The organism is Aliinostoc sp. HNIBRCY26, assembly GCF_050235535.1.
Classification (GTDB): domain Bacteria; phylum Cyanobacteriota; class Cyanobacteriia; order Cyanobacteriales; family Nostocaceae; genus Trichormus.
On record NZ_CP189852.1, the window covers coordinates 2,869,176 to 2,885,316 of the forward strand.

19 protein-coding genes are annotated in these 16,141 nt (G+C 41.9%); 12 read left to right on the forward strand and 7 right to left on the reverse strand.

Features of this window, described 5'->3' with window-relative positions; all coding sequences use genetic code 11:
- Window positions 1–4: 4 nt before the first annotated feature.
- The 5 genes from cysK to psbD all read right to left on the reverse strand — a co-directional run bounded on the left by cysK (window position 5) and on the right by psbD (window position 5,789).
- Window positions 5–967, reverse strand: coding sequence for a cysteine synthase A (gene cysK / locus ACQFX9_RS12215; RefSeq protein ID WP_427162253.1), 963 nt, complete (start codon window positions 965–967; stop codon window positions 5–7).
- Window positions 968–1,093: 126 nt separating this feature from the next.
- Window positions 1,094–1,531, reverse strand: coding sequence for an RrF2 family transcriptional regulator (locus ACQFX9_RS12220; protein WP_103138648.1), 438 nt, complete (start codon window positions 1,529–1,531; stop codon window positions 1,094–1,096).
- Between the two features lie 191 nt (window positions 1,532–1,722).
- Window positions 1,723–3,453: an iron uptake porin gene (locus ACQFX9_RS12225; protein ID WP_427162254.1), complete on the reverse strand. Its 1,731-nt coding sequence runs from the start codon at window positions 3,451–3,453 to the stop codon at window positions 1,723–1,725.
- A gap of 370 nt (window positions 3,454–3,823) precedes the next feature.
- Window positions 3,824–4,105, reverse strand: coding sequence for a 4a-hydroxytetrahydrobiopterin dehydratase (locus ACQFX9_RS12230; RefSeq protein ID WP_427162255.1), 282 nt, complete (start codon window positions 4,103–4,105; stop codon window positions 3,824–3,826).
- 628 nt (window positions 4,106–4,733) lie between these two features.
- Window positions 4,734–5,789, reverse strand: coding sequence for a photosystem II D2 protein (photosystem q(a) protein) (gene psbD / locus ACQFX9_RS12235; RefSeq protein ID WP_427162256.1), 1,056 nt, complete (start codon window positions 5,787–5,789; stop codon window positions 4,734–4,736).
- A gap of 355 nt (window positions 5,790–6,144) precedes the next feature.
- Between psbD and ACQFX9_RS12240 the strand changes: the two genes are divergently transcribed.
- The 8 genes from ACQFX9_RS12240 (at window position 6,145) to ACQFX9_RS12275 (ending at window position 10,597) form a co-directional block, all read left to right on the forward strand.
- Window positions 6,145–6,417, forward strand: coding sequence for a hypothetical protein (locus ACQFX9_RS12240; protein WP_103138645.1), 273 nt, complete (start codon window positions 6,145–6,147; stop codon window positions 6,415–6,417).
- A 17-nt stretch (window positions 6,418–6,434) separates the two neighbouring features.
- Window positions 6,435–7,100 (forward strand): ABC transporter ATP-binding protein, encoded by a 666-nt coding sequence (locus tag ACQFX9_RS12245; protein WP_427162257.1) that lies wholly within the window; start codon window positions 6,435–6,437, stop codon window positions 7,098–7,100.
- Window positions 7,101–7,248: 148 nt separating this feature from the next.
- Window positions 7,249–7,695: a DUF2358 domain-containing protein gene (locus ACQFX9_RS12250; protein ID WP_427162258.1), complete on the forward strand. Its 447-nt coding sequence runs from the start codon at window positions 7,249–7,251 to the stop codon at window positions 7,693–7,695.
- A 391-nt stretch (window positions 7,696–8,086) separates the two neighbouring features.
- Complete coding sequence (locus ACQFX9_RS12255) at window positions 8,087–8,854, forward strand: D-Ala-D-Ala carboxypeptidase family metallohydrolase (protein ID WP_427162259.1); 768 nt, start codon at window positions 8,087–8,089, stop codon at window positions 8,852–8,854.
- A gap of 58 nt (window positions 8,855–8,912) precedes the next feature.
- Window positions 8,913–9,041, forward strand: a complete 129-nt coding sequence (locus tag ACQFX9_RS12260) for a hypothetical protein (RefSeq protein WP_427162260.1) — start codon at window positions 8,913–8,915, stop codon at window positions 9,039–9,041.
- A gap of 87 nt (window positions 9,042–9,128) precedes the next feature.
- Window positions 9,129–9,416 carry a DUF433 domain-containing protein gene (locus ACQFX9_RS12265; protein WP_427162261.1) on the forward strand — a complete coding sequence of 96 codons (288 nt, stop codon included), beginning with the start codon at window positions 9,129–9,131 and terminating at the stop codon, window positions 9,414–9,416.
- Complete coding sequence (locus tag ACQFX9_RS12270) at window positions 9,413–9,778, forward strand: DUF5615 family PIN-like protein (RefSeq protein WP_427162263.1); 366 nt, start codon at window positions 9,413–9,415, stop codon at window positions 9,776–9,778. The genes ACQFX9_RS12265 and ACQFX9_RS12270 overlap by 4 nt, the downstream gene beginning before the upstream one ends.
- Window positions 9,779–10,057: 279 nt before the next feature.
- Entirely contained in the window at window positions 10,058–10,597 is a 540-nt protein-coding gene (locus ACQFX9_RS12275; RefSeq protein WP_427162264.1) for a hypothetical protein, read from the forward strand.
- A gap of 189 nt (window positions 10,598–10,786) precedes the next feature.
- Here the strand turns inward: ACQFX9_RS12275 and ACQFX9_RS12280 are convergent, their stop codons facing one another.
- Both ACQFX9_RS12280 and ACQFX9_RS12285 read right to left on the reverse strand, forming a co-directional pair.
- Window positions 10,787–12,382, reverse strand: coding sequence for a nickel-dependent hydrogenase large subunit (locus tag ACQFX9_RS12280; protein WP_427162265.1), 1,596 nt, complete (start codon window positions 12,380–12,382; stop codon window positions 10,787–10,789).
- A 106-nt stretch (window positions 12,383–12,488) separates the two neighbouring features.
- Complete coding sequence (locus ACQFX9_RS12285; protein ID WP_427162266.1) at window positions 12,489–13,451, reverse strand: hydrogenase; 963 nt, start codon at window positions 13,449–13,451, stop codon at window positions 12,489–12,491.
- Between the two features lie 425 nt (window positions 13,452–13,876).
- Here ACQFX9_RS12285 and ACQFX9_RS12290 point away from each other — a divergent pair, with 425 nt between their 5' ends.
- The 4 genes from ACQFX9_RS12290 (at window position 13,877) to ACQFX9_RS12305 (ending at window position 16,102) form a co-directional block, all read left to right on the forward strand.
- A complete protein-coding gene (locus ACQFX9_RS12290) occupies window positions 13,877–14,143 on the forward strand; it encodes a hypothetical protein (RefSeq protein ID WP_427162268.1) in 267 nt (88 codons plus the stop codon).
- A gap of 9 nt (window positions 14,144–14,152) precedes the next feature.
- Window positions 14,153–14,377: a hypothetical protein gene (locus ACQFX9_RS12295; protein WP_427162269.1), complete on the forward strand. Its 225-nt coding sequence runs from the start codon at window positions 14,153–14,155 to the stop codon at window positions 14,375–14,377.
- 256 nt (window positions 14,378–14,633) lie between these two features.
- Window positions 14,634–15,614: a hypothetical protein gene (locus ACQFX9_RS12300; RefSeq protein ID WP_427162270.1), complete on the forward strand. Its 981-nt coding sequence runs from the start codon at window positions 14,634–14,636 to the stop codon at window positions 15,612–15,614.
- Between the two features lie 11 nt (window positions 15,615–15,625).
- A complete protein-coding gene (locus ACQFX9_RS12305; RefSeq protein WP_427162271.1) occupies window positions 15,626–16,102 on the forward strand; it encodes a NifU family protein in 477 nt (158 codons plus the stop codon).
- The last annotated feature ends 39 nt before the right edge of the window (window positions 16,103–16,141 follow it).

Consider the following 16,141-nt stretch of genomic DNA (forward strand, 5'->3'; position numbering starts at 1 on the left):
ATTGTTAGCTGATGCTAGTGGCTACTTTTGCCTCTAAGTCTTGGAATAACGGTGTACTCAAGTATCTTTCGCCAAAACTAGGTTGAATCATCACGATTAAGCGTCCCTCGTTTTCTGGGCGTTGGGCTACACGAATAGCAGCATATAAAGCTGCACCACTGGAAATTCCAGATAATAGCCCTTCTTCTCTAGCTAAACGCCGACTGTAAGCGATCGCTTCTTCATCGGTGACTGTAATCACTTCATCAATTAAGTCTAACTTGAGTACCTGGGGAATAAAGCCAGCACCAATCCCTTGAATTTTATGGGGGCCTGGTTTACCTCCTGATAACACTGGGCTATTGGCTGGTTCGACAGCGATCGCTTGCAGGCTGGGTTTACGACTTTTCAGCACTTCCGCTACCCCTGTGATCGTACCACCTGTTCCCACTCCTGCCACAATCATGTCTACCTTTCCATCAGTATCTTGCCAAATTTCTTCGGCGGTAGTTTCCCGATGGATTTTGACGTTAGCGGGATTGCGAAACTGCTGCAACATATAAGCATGAGGTGTAGTATTTACTATCTCCTGCGCCCGTCGAATCGCCCCACTCATTCCTTCCATTCCAGGAGTCAGTTCTAATTCTGCACCATAAGCCCGTAACATGGCTCGCCGTTCACCACTCATGGTTTCTGGCATAGTTAAAATTAAGCGATAACCCTTAGCCGCCGCTCCCATTGCTAAAGCTATACCTGTATTTCCCGATGTCGGTTCTACTAATACCGTTTTTCCAGGCGCAATTAACCCCTCTTCTTCCGCCGCATTAATCATGCTTATGCCAATTCTGTCTTTCACAGACGAAGAGGGATTCATACTTTCCAATTTGACTACAATTTGTGCCACACATCCCTCAGCTTGGGGGACACGATTTAACTGCACTAAGGGTGTCCGCCCAATCAGTTCCGTAATATTACCCGCAATCCGCATAATTATTCCTTATTCCTTATTTATTAACCTAACTATTTATAGTCTCAGCATTCATAGTCAATAGTCCACAGTCTTAAATCATGACTGTTGACTATTGACTAATGACTATTGACTAATGACTATTGACTAAATGTAGTACATAATATCCAACTGCCGCCGAGAATCTCTCTTCTCGCATAAATCCTGAAGAGTGTAGTTCTTCAACACGGAATTAGCCGCTTGACAAGCTTCTTGCCAAATCTCTTCTATGACTGCGCTGTCTAATGTTTTGGTGCTGATATTATCTTCACCAGTCTTAACATCTAAGCCTTCTAAACATTCCAGTATTTCAAATAGGGTGATTTTGCGCGGTTCTCGCGCCAGAAGATAGCCACCTTTAGAGCCGCGTTGACTTTTGAGGATACCTCCCCGTCTTAAGGTCGCTAGTAACTGTTCTAAATAGCGATCAGGGATGTTTTGTTGGGCGGCGATTTGTCGAATTTGCATTGGTTCGCCGTTTTCGTAATGAGTTGCCATTTCTAGTAAGGCAAGAATTGCGTATTCTGATTTACACGATAGTTCCACAAGCAAAATAATTAAGTGATAAATGAATTTAGGCGCGAGTTAAGGAATCAACTCTATCTTCTTCTAGTATACTCCGGTTCATCACTAGGGTTTCTGCCTTATGACTTAGCCAAATAAAAAACCCCGCTACCAAGCGGGGTTAAATTCAGTTTAAAGTTTTGAGTTTCTGGTTTTGCAAACCGAGAACGATTTTAGAAGGTGAAAGTAGTTCTCAAGGTACCGATAATCGCATCATCACTGTTACCTTGGTTAACATTGGTCAACCAGATGACACCAGGGGTGACGGAGATATTGTCAGAAACGCGATACTTGTAGAAACCTTCAATTTGGTAAGGAACTTCGTTTTGTCCGGGGTTGAGTCGGCCGAGTGAGTAGGGTTGCGCGCCTGCGAAGATACCGAGAACGTTACCTTGCTTACCAAAGTCAGGTAAAGCTACGCCAACGCCGTAACTCCAAACTTCTTTATCGTTGTTTGCGCCTGTAACTGTCACATCGGTGTAAGAAACGAAGCCGCTAACGGATAATTTGTCGCTAGGTCTGAAGGCTGCGGATAAACCGAAGGAGTTGCTGGAGGCTGAGTTGTTGAGAGTGTTGGCTTGGGAAGTGCCTACGAGGATGTTACCGTCTTCATCTCCGAACAGACTGCTACCTGCACCGGTGTAACCATGAACGTAGGTTGCAGCTAATGCCAAGCGATCGCCTACACTGAAGTTCAATTGACCTAATGCAGCGTAGTTACCGTTAAATAAGCCTGCACTGTCGTTGGGGTTGTTAGCTTCTGATGCCAAGTAACCTACAGTCAAGGAACTTGGTCTGAAGATACCGCCACCTTTACCAAAGGGAAGAGTGAAAGCTACACCAGCACCACTACCAATCCGGTAGATGGGGCTTTCGGAGGATAGGGTGGATAAAGAACCGTTACCACCATCTGTTTTGTCGAAGAAGTAGGGGTTGTTAACAGCTGCATAGTGGCTGTGTCGTCCACCTGTGGCTGCTAAGTAAGCTCTAGCTGGCCCAAAGTCTGTTTCGTAGGTCAGTTTGTCGATTTCTACACCATTGTTACCGGTGCTACCAACTTGGAAGGTTTGTAAGCCCTCACCACTACCATCAGCAGTACCTACAAAGGCTTGAGCGTTACCAGAAGATAAGCGGGTGGTTAATAGGTCTTTCCCTGTGAAACTGGTATTTAAGGTGAGACGGACTCTGTTTTGGAATACAGTGTTATTTCTATCACCCAAATCATCACCAAATACATCGGTAACAGCAAAGATTGCTTCCCCGGCTAGTTTGGTGGTGGTGGAGAATTGGTTAGCTTCCAATTCCGCAGTCCGAGCTTCTAGAGCATCTACACGACCACGCAAGGTTGCTAATTCAGCAGAGAATTCTTCTTGCAGGCGTTGTAAAGTTGCTAAGTCTTGTTTTGTTACTAAATCAGCTGTAGCTGTGGCAATCAGTTCGTTGACACGATCTAAACAAGCATTTAAACCAGCTGCGAATTCATAACGGGTTAAGGATCTGTTACCGCGATAAGTGAGGTTGGGATAACCAGCGATACAACCGTAACGCTCAACCAAGGATTGTAATGCTTGGAATGCCCAGTCGGTTGGTTGTACGTCAGAGAACTGAGAAACAGAGGTAACTTGACCTTGGCTGTTGTTAGTTCTACCTTCGTTGCTGTAGCGGTTAACTTGGTCGATTACTTTTGTATCTTCAGTTGTTGGGGCTGCTTGTGCCACAATCGCTGGTTGTTGAGCAACTGCCGGTAATACGGTTTCTGTAGTTGCTACTTCAGTTGTAGGAACTTCGGTTGTTGCTACTTCTGGGGTTGTGCTGGGTGCGGCGATCGCTGTTGCTGAAACTAACAGCGTTGCTCCTAATACCGCAGGGCTAACCACTAGGGATTTCCACAATATGTTAGACATTTCTACTTTTCTCCTCACACCTTGTTATAGGTAATTGTTTTCGCTGCACCTAATTTTCAAAATGCGCCATCTTCACTAAAAGCTGTTGATGAGGCCTAGTTGCCACTACTACAATTTTAGTTTTCGCCAAGCTAACGACTGATTAACGCAATGTTAAAAATTGATGTAATTAACTTATGCAAAAACATAGCTATATAGCTTGTTATTATAGAATATTTCAGCTATATGGCAAGTAACGGGCGTTCGCCTCATTAACTGTCACAATTGCTCATCCATATATAAAAAGAAAGAGTAGGGTTTTAAAAGTTCCCCACTCTATAGATGATGTTCACAAGTAATACAGGCCTGCGAGTGGCTGTACACCTAGTATTTAACTAATTTGAGAAATGATCGCAGCTAAATCAAAATCTTTTTGAGTTAAGCCGCCCGCATCATGTGTTGTTAATGTAATGTGGACTTTGTTATAAGAAATCTCTATATCTGGATGATGTCCAGCTGATTCAGCTGGTTCTACGAGCTGGTTGACAAAAGCGATCGCTGTCACAAAATCTGGAAATATTCGGGTAGTCTGTAGTTTCGCGTCTGTTACTCCCCACCCTGAAAGACTGGTGGCTTGTGCTTGAATCTCTGCATCCGTTAGTAGTTGCGCCATATTAATTCAAAATTCAAAATTCAAAATTCAAAAACCGCTTCGGAGTAGATAACTAGAAAACGAAGAATTATTTTTCAGTGTTACCATAGCCCCTCTACTCGAAAGCTTTGAGTTCTTTACATATAGATGGTAAGTCTGAATGCTGGTTTAGACCCGCCGTTACAGACATTACCTGTTCTCTGTTAACGGCATCTCAATAAATCTCACAATACCTATAAAAAACTATCCGCTCTGATTTTAGGTCAGATGAACTAAATCAGAGCGGTCTAGCGGGTCTTCAGGTTGCAACCAGACTGCCGGAAGGAACTCCGTGCTTTAGCCTAGCTACTTGTAGCTAACTTAATCTGACTAGCAGATCAAGGCTAACTTTTAGAGAACAGCCCCGGCGCACAGCCGGCTAACTGCAACCTGATGACCCATGCGTTTACTACTTTCTATCATGGGCATCACCTCCTTGTTGCCTAATCGGTCTTATTCTCAAAAAGGCAGAGTGTTTAGCTCTGGGTGTTAACCTTCGACTAATATAGCATATCAATTCCGAGATGCTAACCATTCCTCAAGAAAAAACCCCGCATTTTTGCGGGGGCTTTGACAATTCAGACAAAAGATGAATGTTAAATCATCAACCTTAGAGAGCGTTACCGCGAGGTAATACTTCTTCGGGGAATACAAATTTTTCGTGAGGCTGGTCTTGAGGAGCCATCCAAGCGCGGATACCCTCGTTCAGCAAAATGTTCTTGGTATAGAAAGTTTCAAATTCTGGGTCTTCAGCCGCCCGCAACTCTTGGGATACGAAGTCATACGCCCGCAAGTTGAGTGCTAAACCAACGATACCCACAGCCGCCATCCACAATCCTGTAACGGGTACGAATAGCATGAAGAAGTGTAACCAACGTTTGTTGGAGAAGGCAATCCCGAATATCTGTGACCAGAATCGGTTGGCTGTCACCATGGAGTAGGTTTCTTCTGATTGGGTGGGGTTGAAGGCGCGGAAGGTGTTTGCGCCTTCGCCGTCTTCAAATAGGGTGTTTTCTACTGTGGCTCCATGAATCGCACACAGTAGCGCACCACCTAATACACCTGCTACTCCCATCATGTGGAAGGGGTTGAGGGTGAAGTTGTGGAACCCTTGTACGAATAGGATGAATCGGAAGATTCCTGCTACTCCAAGGCTGGGTGCAAAAAACCAACTAGATTGTCCCAAGGGGTACATCAAGAAGACGCTGACGAATACCGCGATGGGGGCTGAGAATGCTAGGGCGTTGTATGGTCTAATTCCTACTAGCCGCGCAATCTCGAATTGACGTAGCATGAATCCGATTAAGCCGAAGGCTCCGTGTAATGCTACGAATGGCCACAGTCCACCTAGTTGACACCAACGGGTGAAGTCGCCTTGGGCTTCTGGCCCCCACAGCAGCAATAGGGAATGTCCTAAGCTGTCTGCTGGTGTGGATACTGCTACTGTTAGGAAGTTACATCCTTCTAGGTAGGATGATGCTAGTCCGTGGGTGTACCAGGATGTGACGAAGGTTGTTCCGGTTAGCCAACCGCCTAATGCTAGGAAGGCGCAGGGGAATAATAATATCCCTGACCACCCTACGAATACGAAGCGATCGCGCTTTAACCAGTCGTCTAGTACGTCAAACCACCCTCTACTGGGGGCGCGTCCTACTGCGATGGTCATGAAAGGAAAACTCCAAATATTATAATTACGGGTTTACCTGTAGGCTGGCATGATTTAGCTACCTACAAGAGTATTACCAGGTTGTCAACCTAGTTTACAATTTTTTACTGACTCTAATAATTCTAGGCGCAAATCGTTAATTTTTCCAGGTATGTTTGTGAGAAATTTATTTTTGATACAGAAATTTATTTATGGGATATGGGGAGTACAAGAGGAATTGGTGCAGGGTGCGGGGGGCAAGGGGGAGAAGAATTTCCCCATTTCTCCCTGACCCCTGCACCAATTCCTCCTATTTCCCATTCCCGATTCCCTAACGCTAAAATGAGTCCTACAGTTATATGTAGTTACTTGCTAAATGTTTACCATTGACTTAAGCATCAGAAATACTGCTTTCCCTGTATCAGTGCAACGGAAGACAGCAGAGGACGCAGAGGCGGTTTATCAGCTGATTTTGGCGGCTATGCGTTCTGGTAATCCTGACATTGTAGAACTCAAGTGTGAAGGGAAAACAGAGAAGAAAATAGCTGTGCGTGCTAGTGAGATTTCTGGAGTCCAGATTACAGAAAAAGATGGCGCGACTACCAGTAGCGGTAAACCACCAGGCTTTTTTGCCTTAGCTGCTGAGTAAGCCAAACAGGGGTATTCATGGCAGAAGCGGGCATTATTGTTAAAGATTTAAAGTTCAATTGGCCGAATGGTGACACAGCAATTGCATCTTGCTCTTTGGAAGTTCCCAGGGGTGAGTTTTGGATGCTGTTGGGTACAAATGGTAGTGGTAAATCTACGCTACTTCGTTTGTTGGCGGGGCTTCTCGCTCCCACTTCTGGAGAAATTCAGGTTTTGCATCCTGTTGGCTTTGTTTTTCAAAATCCTGATCATCAATTAGTAATGCCAACGGTTGGTGCAGATGTGGCTTTTGGTTTGGTGGAGGAAAAACTGCCAATTGCAACGGTGAAAGCTAGAGTCAAAGACGCGTTGGGGGCAGTAAATTTAAGTGCTTTCCAGTTACGCCCGATTTATGCCCTTAGTGGTGGACAAAAACAACGGGTAGCAATAGCGGGTGCGATCGCCCGTCACTGCGAAGTCCTATTATTAGATGAACCCACAGCTTTACTCGATCCAGATAGCCAATTGGACTTAGTCGCTAGTGTCCGCACCCTAGTTAAAAGTAGGGGAATCACTGCTTTATGGGTGACACACCGACTAGACGAATTGAATTACTGCGATGGTGCTTTTTTACTAGAAAAGGGTCAACTCGTAGATAGTGGTGAACCTCAGCGACTTAAACAACGCTTGATGGAACATCGATAGTAGGAACAATTCAAAATTCAAAATTCAAAATTCAAAATAAAAGAATTTTAGTCTTTTGAATTTTGAGTTTTTTCTGTTCATTACCTAAATAGAACGTTAACGATTATCCTGTTGTTGGTCTTGAAGTAAAAAATAGAGGATAAATTTTGTGGAATCTCGTCTAGAAGTTGAACAAGTAATTAAAATTCTGCAACAGGATCTACCAACTTTGTTTGAGAAAGATATCTCTTATGATATCTATACACAAGATATTTACTTCCAAGATCCTGTAAATAAATTTAAATATAAGTTTAATTACCGTATTATATTTTGGACTTTACGATTTCATGCACGTTTATTTTTTACGGAAATATATTTCGATGTACATGAGGTCTATCAATCAGCTACAGATATCATTACGGCGAAATGGACAGTCCGTGGGGTTTTGCGTGTTCCCTGGAAAGCGCGAATGTTTTTCAATGGTTATTCAACCTACAAGCTCAATGCCAATAATTTAATTTACGAGCATATTGACACTTGGGACAGGAAACCTAGTGAAATTCTCCAGCAGTTTTGGCAAAAAGGAGAAAAATCAACGTGGAAGTCTGAAGCGTAAGAAGGTGTGGGTGAATTCGTCGTCAATTAACGTTGAGAAGTTAAGTAGTTTTGTAAAATTTAATACTTTTTTAAGCAAAGTCAAAAATACTAAAACTTAGCTATTTTCAGGATATAGGCAAATGTAACGGTTAATTTAGGAATTAACTATGTATAATTTATGCCGTTATAATAACAACTGAATACTAGTCAAAAATACGAGCAAAGTCAGAAAATTGGTTAAAAACCTTAGATTTTAGAACTCTTTGTAATAAAGTTACCTCAAAATCTAGATAAATAGTGAAGAAAACAGCGATAGAAATACTGTTGTTTACTTTGATGTTTTACTCGTCCTTAGGCTAGAAAATCCCTAAGAAATTAAATCAATAACCAAAAGAAAAGGAGACGCATCTATGCCAGATACTGCCGTAGAATTTCCTAATTTAGAAAAATTTCAATCTGCTAATACCACAGTCAAATTTGCGGAAGCTGATCCTGAAATTATTAAAGAGATTCAAACTTTACTCACTACCAAAGGATTATATACAGGGAAAGTTGATGGTATTGTTGGCGAACTAAGCCAAAAAGCTTTTGCCGAATTTAAAGAAAGTGTTTGGTTAGATTCTCCTGATATGTTGGGGCCAACTACGGCATCGGCTCTATTAGAAATAGCAGAAAATCATCAAACTATTGAAGAACAAACCCAACAATTAAAGCCTTTACCAGCATCAACTGTAGGTACTAAAACCGGACGTTCTTTGAAGTTAGTTACAGGGGAATTAGTTTACGAAAACGAATTGATAGTTGCTGGCATTCCTTTAACTTGGGGGGAAGTTACAAAAGGATGTGATCCAGAACGCAACCCAGAATCAAAAACAATTATTAACAACATTATCAAGGCAGCTAAAGGCTTTGGCAAAATCCGCGATAAATACGACAGTCCTATTGCTATCAATTCTGCTTATCGCACGGCATCTGTAAATCGTCGCATAGGAGGTGCGCGTTATTCTCAACATATTAATGGTTTAGCTTTGGATATTTGTCCTGTAGATGGTAACTTTAAAAGGCTATTAGAAATTTGCCGCGCATCTGATTGTACGGGATTAGGTAGAGGAATGCACCGAGGTTTTATTCATTGTGATTGGCGGCCGGGTGGTCGTGTAGTTTTTGACTATCCCTAATTATTCATAGTATGGAGTATAGAGGTGTAGGTGTTTAAAATACTTACACCTTTATTTATTGAGTAAAGAACTAACAAATATACAATACCTGAGTGCGATCGCCTCCGGTGGAGTATCGTCCATTGCACTTGTTGGTATTTTACAAGCGTTGTCTAAGTTAAGCTACACATCGGCAAAATTTCGGTAGGTCAAATCCTATCCGCTATATTTAAGGTATATCGCTCGATTTTTCCATTTAGTTTGGTTAACATGGAAGTTACAAAAAATTGACTTTATGCAAACTATTACTGATATTGGTACATTAATTGTCCGCACACCTGGAACTCTTGGTGGTCGTCCCCACATAGCAGGAACTAGAGTATCTATACAGAGAGTTGCTGCATGGTACAAAATGGGTCTTAATGCAGAAGAAATTGTAGAACGAATGGGAAATTTGACTTTAGTGCAAGTGTATGCTTCTTTGACTTACTACCATGCTAATCGAGAAGAGATAGAAGCTTATCTGAGTGTGGAGAAGTTAAGTTATGAACAACTTGCGACTCAAATGAATCAATTGATATGAGTGAAATACGATTATTAATTGATGAGGATGCAATGGATCATCGATTAGTTGGAGCATTAAGAGCCAGAGGGGTAGATGTGACAACTGCTGGGGAACTAGGCACAACAGGCTTTAGTGATGAAGAACAGTTGATTATTGCTAATCAACAGCAAAGAGTATTCTACACGTTTAATGTTGGGGATTTTTGTCAGTTACATAGCCTCTACATGGCTGAGAAAATAACTCATTCCGGTATTATTATTTCGTCGCAAGATTATTCAATTGGTGAGCAGATGCGGCGGATTTTAAAATTAATGGCAACTAAATCTGCTCAAGATATGGGAAATCAGCTAGTGTTCCTCAGTGCTTATTTAGGAGAATAAATTGGCTCAATTGGAGTGCGATCGCACTTGTTGGTATTTTACAGGCGATCACTTCTCTACGAGACACTTCGCTAAATTTTTAGCCAAAACTATTAAATGAGTTGGTTATTTTGGAGATAGAGATCGCCCACGAAAGGCAAATATACGATAAGAATAATTGTTTTTTCAGAATATTTACGTAACGACAGGTTAGTATAAATCGATTATGATTATTATTTTATGACCTAACTGTAAACAGCAGAGATATTCTATCTAAAACCTAAAACTAGTCCTAATTTTATGAGCAAAATTAGTTGGTTTCCTTCTTGGCTGCCTCATCCACATTCATGGATGATGGCAGTTAGGTTAGCAATACCAGCCTACTTCGGTGCAAATGTGATTTTTGCATTTGAATTTTGGCGTTATTCTTTAGTAGGTGTTCTTCTGACGGTAACAGGTAATAATGCTCTAATATTCTTCTTTGCAGTTTCTGCTGTTGCATTGTTGTTAGCTTTTATGTGGTTTTTGATTTTGACAAAACTATACACATTTTTGCTAAAACTTCTGTGGTCGAATCCACCGCAATGGCTCAGTTTGCCGAAATTTAGAATATTGATAGTTCGAGATTTTGGAATACTCGTGTTATCTGTTTTACCAATTATTGCTATTTTTGCAATTTATATTTTGCTTTTTACCAGTTTTAAACAAAGCTTTGCCGATTTAAAAACACCAAGGTTAACTTATGATATTTTCCTGCTAAGATTCTGGTGGCTTTGGTTTATTTCTGCGGCTTACCTTTACCAATTATCTATTAGGAAAATCATTGGTAATGACAAATGATAGGATCTTGGTAGAATGAATTGTTCTAAAGTCTATTACAATTTCTATCGGCAATTTTCAACCATGAAACATTAATGAGCTAATGACTAACTAAATCGTAACTAGCCATTAGCCACTCATTAATTAACAGCAAACTCTCCGCGTACCTCAGCACATACCTTTGCGCCACTTTGCGTTGAAATCTCTCAACTACGCAGTGCGAAAACGCGCCAATTCCTCGCCTGTCTTCGCATCATGGGCGTGAACAGTACACACCAGACAAGAATCAAACGATCGCGCTACGTGTCCTACTTCCACAGGATCGGTAGAATCTTCAATGGGTGTACCAATTAAAGCTTCCTCAATGGGGCCACGGATACCATTACTGTCACGGGGGCCGACGTTCCAAGAAGTAGCAGCAATCACTTGGTAATTCTTAATCTTGCCGTCTTCGATGTCTACCCAGTGACACAAAGAACCCCGTGAAGCTTCTGTTGCACCCCAACCACGGCCGTCTTTTTCCTTGGGTTTAATATACCAGGGGTCATTTAAAACGAACTCGCGCAAACATCTTTCGGCTTGGCGGTATAACTTGACAATTTCATGGACTCGTGCTAACTGACGCACATGAATACTAGCACCACCCATTTTTTTGAAGACATCTAGGATAAATCCATCATAGTGCTGCCAAGATTCTCCATGTTGACCAGCTGCAACTAACTGACGGGCGAGGGGGCCGACTTCCAAGCGGCCAAAGTCTTCATGTAATACCGCAGTCGCCCAAGAGTAAGCACTGTTGAAGTCTTTATGATTTTTCTGGGTGGGTGTAGTGGTGCGGTCAAAGGGGTGAACGTTGTTTGTTCCTTCGTCATACCAAGCATGGGTGGTATTTTCACGGGCGAAGGTGTGATCCATTAAAGTATGTGTATCGCTAAAGCTGTTGTACACACCACTTTTCATAATGACAGCAGCATTACGTCCTTCAATGGTGGGTTTTTGGTATTTATCTTCGTGAGGTAGATATCCCCAAGAAACGTATTTACCTACACCTGCACCATATCTATCTAAGCCGATATCTAAACCCATGCGCCAATAGAAACCTAAGTCTGACTCACGATGTTTGATATCTTCATCTAACCAATCCATGAAGTCGTCGTAAGTTTGGATTTCTTCATAGCGTTCTAAAGAACAACCCAACCACACTGGTTCTAGCCAATTGGTGCGGAAATATTCCAAAATTGCCCAAGCGCGGGTGATATCGGTCAAAGTGGGGGCGCACATCACACCACCAGGCACCATATAACTGCTGTGCGGCCATTGTCCACCGAATAGGGCGTAAATTTCTACGGGTTTACTGGAAATCGTCACACCCAATTCATAGGATTTACCTGTGAAAGCGGCAAAGCGACGGACGGCTTCATCATAGTAGCGGCTGCTACGGTATTTTTTATTAGTCAAGTCAATGGCAAACAATCCATAGAAGTAGCGGGGGATACTTTGGATTGTTTCGACAAGTTGACCGAGGTTTCTAGCTAAGATGGCATTGCGGGGGACTTCTGTACCCCAAGCTGTATCTAATGCCCAGGCGGCAGAGGTTAAATGTGAAGCACCGCAAATACCACAGATACGAGGTGTCACGATTAACCCGGCTTGGGGGTCTTTACCGCGTAAGATAATTTCAAAGCCGCGAAATAGTTCGGCGTGTGTCCAGGCGTTAACTACCTGACCATCGGCAATTTCTACACGAACGTCTAAATCGCCCTCGACTCTACCGACGGGCGAGATGTCTAATGTTTGTATTCCCATGATTATTAGTCCATAGTCAACGGTCAACGGTTAACGGTCAACAGTCAATAGTCAACAGTCAATAGTCAAAAACTGGGACTATGGACTAATGGCTATTGACTAATGACTAAACAGTAAAAAAGTCTTCATCTGCCCAGTCTGGGGCTGTATTTTTAGCGACCATTGTGAGTAAGGCGTAGTCTTTGGTTTTGACTCCTGGGGGTAATTCTTTGGGAACTCCCATGATGGTTTGAGTCTTAAAGACTGTACCTGGTTGCAGGTCAAAGAAGGGAAATTCCGGTTCTGTACAACCTAAACAGGGCATTCCGGCGCGAGTTTTGGAGGAAACGCGATTCCAGAGGATGCGGTTGCAAGAGGAATGAGTCATGGGGCCACGACAACCCAAGTCGTAGAATAAGCAGCCTTTACGTTGACCGAATTCGGCAGTGGTGGCTTTGTAGGCAAAGTGGACGTTACGAGTACAACCTGTTTGGGTGTAGGTGTTAAAGAAGGTTTGGGGACGGTGCAATTCATCGAGGGCGATGTCTGCGATGCGTCCGGTAGCGATCGCCACTAATATCTGCGTAATCCAGTCGGGGTGTGCTGGACATCCAGGAATATTAATTACTGGTAATCCTGATTTGGCGACGAAGTTTTTACCTAAAAAGCCGCCTTCCTGACGCTTGAGAAATTGCAAACCTTGGGATTCGCTGGGGTTGGGTGACATGGCGGGGATTCCTCCCCAAGTGGCGCAATCACCTACAGCGACAACGAAGCTAGCGACTTTTGATAAGTCAGCTAGCCAATCTTTCATCGGGCGATCGGCAAATCGATTCCATTCTCCTGTACCATTGGGGGCATTAACTACCGTCCCCTCAAATACTAAGATATCGAGGGGGATTTTACCGAGAATGCAATCCCACAGTAAGGTCTGGAGATTGTAACCTAATTCCAATCCCAGGGAAGGATGCCACAATACCTTAATGCCAAAATCAGCGATTAAATCGCAGACTGTCGGTTCTTCGGCATTAAGAAAAGACATGGTGTTGCCCGAACAAGCACCACCTTGCAGCCAGAGTACGTTAGTCATTGGCTATTAATTTGTCTATTGTTTACCACTGATGACGCAGGTGTGTACGCTTGTAGAGTTTCACCTGATATATTTATTTAGTTTTACTGTTTAGAATAATCTATCTTTTCAACTAATTTACTTTTATTAAATAAAAATTAATGTTTAACTAAAAATTAAGCCTATATCCTATTTCTAGGAAAAAGTAAATTAAGGTACTGATTTTGATGATAGATTATGGGTGTTCAAAATAGACATGGCAAATAGCAATTACCCTCTGGAATTTCAGAATTATAATGTTTTATATTACAGAATTGATGTCTGAAATTCTCAAGTCATCATTTTCTAATAACAGGGGAATTCCGCTTCATTAATTCCCACTCTGTGTAAATAAATATACTTTTTGAAGATGATACAAATGAATAGATTACGGAGAATCAGAAAACATGAATGAATTTTTCCATGACCCACAAGTGAGTGCATTTCTCACAAATATGGTAGCAGGTGACTTAACTTTAGTAACAGGATTATTGTGGTTAATTATTGCCACAATTATTTCGATGGTTGCTGGTGCAGTTGGCGGGATGATACTTGCTGGTAAGGAGATAGGGTATATATTTTCTGCCACATTAGGAGCATTATTTGCACCCACTGGGACAATTCCCGCCGTAGTTGTAGGGCTGGGTATTCTAAATTTCTTGAGTCACTTTTAGGAGATGAATATGTTTGAATTAGGCTGGTTTTCTGCTAAGTTGTTTTTTAAAGGCAAACTCATACGCGAACCTCTGTATTTTATTCAACAAGCATCAATTGGTGTAGGTTCTGGCTTACTTGTACTCGTTTTACTGGGTCAATTAGAAATTCCTTTGTGTTTACCAATTACTGCTTCTAGTTTAACTACAGGTGTGTTAATGCCTTTTTTGCTTAAGGATTTCAAAATGAAGTGATATTAATCTGAGTGTAGTAATTTTTCTGTGTGCGGATGCGCTAATTTTCCTCTGTTTTTAACACGGAGTTACGCTGACGTACACAGAGTTTTTTTTATGGCTATAGGTTCGTGAAAAAGGGAAAGTTTTTGTTAAAATAGCCTCATTTTTTTGGGGAAGGGAGGGTTAAACTAATTCTCGTTCTATTGCTGAAGGAAGATAGTTACTATTTTCTAGCAGTTGTTGATTTTGAGTTTCGGATTTGGAGTAAAGTAACGTGACTCCCAGCATCACAGATTCCACAGTTAAAGCTGCCTTAGCAGCAATTACATCAGAATCAGCAACGACAGCAGAAAAAATTCAAATGCTGATTGAATTGGCGCAAGGTTTACAGAAAAAACCTAAAACTCCCCAAGATTTATGGAATGCGGTGGAGTTATATCAACAGGCTTATAAACTGTGTGATGACGATTATCCTCTGTGGAAAGCGCGATCGCAAGCTGGGATGGCGGGGGCTTTAAAGTCCATTCCTGATGGGGGTGTGGAATTATTACTGAAGGCGAAGGCTGGTTATGAGTCTGCATTGCCAATATTACAGCAATTAGCTGCACCGGTGGAAGTTGCAGAAGCACAGATGAATTTAGGACTGGTGTTACAGTCTTTAGTCCCGTTTAATTTGGCGAAGATCACAGATAGTATCGCCATTTATCAGGAAGCGATGGGGGTATTCACCAGCCAAGATTATCCTCAAGAATACGCGATTTTGGCGAATAATATTGCGATCGCCTATCTTTCTATGTCTGGAAATCCCGAACAGCAAAGTTTTTGTGAAGGGTTGGCTGTACAAACTTTTGAAGCTGCTTTAAAACAGATTAACTTAATTGAGCATCCCAGAGAATATGCGATGTTACAGAATAACTTGGGTAATGCTTTACAGTATTTACAAAGTTCCCATCCTATAGAGAACAATTTGCGAGCGATCGCAGCTTATAATGAAGCTCTCAAAGTGCGGAATTCTCAAGATAATCCCTTAGAATATGCTAACACAATTGCCAATAAAGCCAACGCCTTATTTAATTTACCCGATGACCCAGAAAAACCAGAGTTAGGTAATCCTCAAAATCTTTTACAAGCCAGAAATTACTATCAAGCAGCTTGGGAAATATTTAGTCAATATCAACAAACAGAACAAGCGGCGGTAGTTGCTCAGGCGTTACAAGATGTGAATGCAGAAATTCGGGTAACTATGAATAATTAGTATATTGAACAATGGCTAATTTAGAAGAATTGGTGACGGAGATTAATCGGTTTGAGGCGATTATCTCTCATTGGGATGAAAGTCAGCGTAGTGTGGCTGTTGGATTTAAAAGAGCGATTGAGGACTTACATAAAGAAGCTTTGACGCGGTTAATTAAAAGTGTGAAGCAGGAGTCTTTACCCGCACTACAAAATGCAGTAAAAGATGAAATCGTCTATGCTGTATTGCTATATCATGAGTTAGTTAAACCGCCACAACAGCCACTCTTACAACGTGTCCAAGCAGCCTTAGAAATAGTACGGACAGGCTTACAAAGCCATAACGGAGATGTAGAATTAGTAGCCCTCAAACCACCAGACACAGTAGAAATCAGGCTCATAGGAACTTGTAGTAATTGTCCCTCTTCTACCTTAACCTTATCCCAAGGAATAGAACAAACAATTAAAGAATATTGCCCAGAAATCACAAAAATAATTGCCGTAAAATAGAATCTTTACTTTTTTCCTCTTTGCGCCTTTGCGCCTTGG

What these genes read in the sequence shown, in the direction of transcription:
- ACQFX9_RS12280 (WP_427162265.1), bottom strand. Translation starts at nt 12,382, where the DNA reads ATGGGAATACAAACATTAGACATCTCGCCCGTCGGTAGAGTCGAGGGC.
- ACQFX9_RS12295 (WP_427162269.1), top strand. Translation starts at nt 14,153, where the DNA reads ATGTTTGAATTAGGCTGGTTTTCTGCTAAGTTGTTTTTTAAAGGCAAA.
- ACQFX9_RS12285 (WP_427162266.1), bottom strand. Translation starts at nt 13,451, where the DNA reads ATGACTAACGTACTCTGGCTGCAAGGTGGTGCTTGTTCGGGCAACACC.
- ACQFX9_RS12245 (WP_427162257.1), top strand. Translation starts at nt 6,435, where the DNA reads ATGGCAGAAGCGGGCATTATTGTTAAAGATTTAAAGTTCAATTGGCCG.
- ACQFX9_RS12230 (WP_427162255.1), bottom strand. Translation starts at nt 4,105, where the DNA reads ATGGCGCAACTACTAACGGATGCAGAGATTCAAGCACAAGCCACCAGT.
- ACQFX9_RS12265 (WP_427162261.1), top strand. Translation starts at nt 9,129, where the DNA reads ATGCAAACTATTACTGATATTGGTACATTAATTGTCCGCACACCTGGA.
- ACQFX9_RS12275 (WP_427162264.1), top strand. Translation starts at nt 10,058, where the DNA reads ATGAGCAAAATTAGTTGGTTTCCTTCTTGGCTGCCTCATCCACATTCA.
- cysK (WP_427162253.1), bottom strand. Translation starts at nt 967, where the DNA reads ATGCGGATTGCGGGTAATATTACGGAACTGATTGGGCGGACACCCTTA.
- psbD (WP_427162256.1), bottom strand. Translation starts at nt 5,789, where the DNA reads ATGACCATCGCAGTAGGACGCGCCCCCAGTAGAGGGTGGTTTGACGTA.
- ACQFX9_RS12240 (WP_103138645.1), top strand. Translation starts at nt 6,145, where the DNA reads ATGTTTACCATTGACTTAAGCATCAGAAATACTGCTTTCCCTGTATCA.
- ACQFX9_RS12225 (WP_427162254.1), bottom strand. Translation starts at nt 3,453, where the DNA reads ATGTCTAACATATTGTGGAAATCCCTAGTGGTTAGCCCTGCGGTATTA.
- ACQFX9_RS12270 (WP_427162263.1), top strand. Translation starts at nt 9,413, where the DNA reads ATGAGTGAAATACGATTATTAATTGATGAGGATGCAATGGATCATCGA.
- ACQFX9_RS12305 (WP_427162271.1), top strand. Translation starts at nt 15,626, where the DNA reads ATGGCTAATTTAGAAGAATTGGTGACGGAGATTAATCGGTTTGAGGCG.
- ACQFX9_RS12255 (WP_427162259.1), top strand. Translation starts at nt 8,087, where the DNA reads ATGCCAGATACTGCCGTAGAATTTCCTAATTTAGAAAAATTTCAATCT.
- ACQFX9_RS12290 (WP_427162268.1), top strand. Translation starts at nt 13,877, where the DNA reads ATGAATGAATTTTTCCATGACCCACAAGTGAGTGCATTTCTCACAAAT.